The organism is Streptomyces sp. NPDC005574 (assembly GCF_040605435.1).
In the GTDB taxonomy this organism is placed as follows: Bacteria; Actinomycetota; Actinomycetes; order Streptomycetales; family Streptomycetaceae; genus Streptomyces.
The window spans coordinates 1-1,775 of record NZ_JBEXCW010000295.1; the positions used below are offsets into that span (position 1 = coordinate 1).

Annotated in this window: 2 protein-coding genes; both read right to left on the bottom strand. The window is 65.9% G+C overall.

Annotation, left to right across the window (positions count from 1 at the left end; genetic code table 11):
- Positions 1-1,117: AMP-binding protein (locus ABZT03_RS44250; RefSeq protein ID WP_356049980.1), on the bottom strand; the 1,117-nt coding region annotated here is incomplete at its 3' end.
- Positions 1,114-1,332 (bottom strand): MbtH family protein, encoded by a 219-nt coding sequence (locus ABZT03_RS44255; RefSeq protein ID WP_356049982.1) that lies wholly within the window; start codon positions 1,330-1,332, stop codon positions 1,114-1,116. The genes ABZT03_RS44250 and ABZT03_RS44255, both read right to left, overlap by 4 nt.
- Positions 1,333-1,775 lie beyond the last annotated feature (443 nt).

The following is a 1,775-nucleotide window of genomic DNA, read 5'->3' on the forward strand; positions in this document are numbered from 1 at the left end:
CGCGCGCCAGACCCGCTCCCGCGACATACAGCTCACCGACCACCCCAGACGCCACCGGTTGCAGATACCCGTCCAGCACATACACGCGCGTATTGTCCAAGGGGCGTCCGATGGGAACCACCGGACCTACGTCCGCGGCTGAACACACGGAATGCGCCGTGGCGGCGACGGTGACCTCGGTGGGCCCGTACATGTTACGGACGATGAATCCGGGGTTGGCCTCCAGGATCCGGCGGACCGCCATGGGCGGCACGACATCGCCGCCAGTGGCCAACTCCCGTAGCTGGCCGAGGCACTCGGGCCGCTCCGCGGAGACCAGGTCGAACAAAGCAGCGGTAAGGAAGAGCGCGGTGACGTCGTTCTCGGAGATCAGCGCGGCCAAGTCGTGGGTGTCGTAGCGGCCCGGTGGTGCCACTACGACGGTGCCGCCGTTGAGCAGCGGCGCCCACAGCTCATAGGTGGTGGCGTCGAAGGAATGCGGGGAGTGCAGGAGCACCCGGCGCTCGGCGTGATCGTGCCACAACTGATCGGTGGCGAAGGCGGCCACGTCGCGGTGGGTGATGGCCACGCCCTTCGGCACTCCGGTCGAGCCGGAGGTGTACATCACGTAGCAGAGGTGATCACCGGACAGCGTCACTGCCGGCTCGTTGCTCGGCCCATCGGCGAATGCCTGATCGTCAACAATCAGCTCGACGGCGTCGTGCTCGAACTCTACGTGGATCGTTGCCGGGTCGCGCACCAAGACGGTGGCACCAATCTGGGCAGTGATCCACCGCAGTCGGGCGGCAGGGAAATCGTCCCGCAACGGCACGTAGCCGCCGCCCGCTTTCAAGACAGCCAGGATCGCGGTGATCAGGTCGGGACCGCGTTCCATGATGAGTGCGACCGGATCATCCGGCCGCACTCCCATTCTCACCAGCCGATGCGCCAGTTGATTTGCTCTGGCGTCGAGTTGGGTATACGTGAGCGTGGTCCCTCCGCCGACTACCGCGACCGCGTCTGGCGTGCGAGCAACCTGCGCGGCGAACAGGCCGGGCACCGTCCGAGTCAGGAGCCGTCCGGCAGCGTGGTCGTAGACGCCCCGTGGGGCGCGGCTCGTCATCGCATCGCGCGTCACGACGTGCTCCCGTCCATCGCAGAAACGAGGCTCTGTGGCCGGATGTCGGCCCAGTTGGCGTTGACGTAGTCGATACACGCTTGCCGGGTGTCCTCACCCTTGACGATCGTCCAGCCGACCGGCGTCTCGGCCGAGACCGGCCACAGCGAATGTTGCCCCTCGCCGTTGATAAGGACCCGAAACGCACTGCGGTCGTCGTCAAATGGATTGGTCATTCCGTCTCCGATCAAGAGGAACAGCGGCCACGCCATTGGGATACGAGACGGCCTCGACTGACCCTCCGCAACCTCGGCACTGGCGTGCTGAAAACCCTCGGATCCAACAACATCTCCAAAACCAGCCGGGCAATCCGCGACGAGCCCCAACGAGCACCCCCATCCAGGGCCGGTCGCCCTCCGGCCCCTACAACGGTGCCGTGTCGCCGATGGTTCAGTTCAGCGGAGGGGACAGCGCTGTCACACAGCGCCAGCGCGTGACGTTGCCGCGCCCCATTCACCAGACGTCGGGCCACTCCGCAATCAAGATCGAGTCCAACGGGCGAGCCTCCTACAATGCGGCCTACGACCAGGGCTTCGGCGTAGTCGGACCTCGTCCTTTTTGATCACGTGAGGCCGAGATGGGTGAGGGTGCGGGTTTGGTCCCTGGCTGTCCGGCGGAG

What these genes read in the sequence shown, in the direction of transcription:
- ABZT03_RS44255 (WP_356049982.1), bottom strand. Translation starts at nt 1,332, where the DNA reads ATGACCAATCCATTTGACGACGACCGCAGTGCGTTTCGGGTCCTTATC.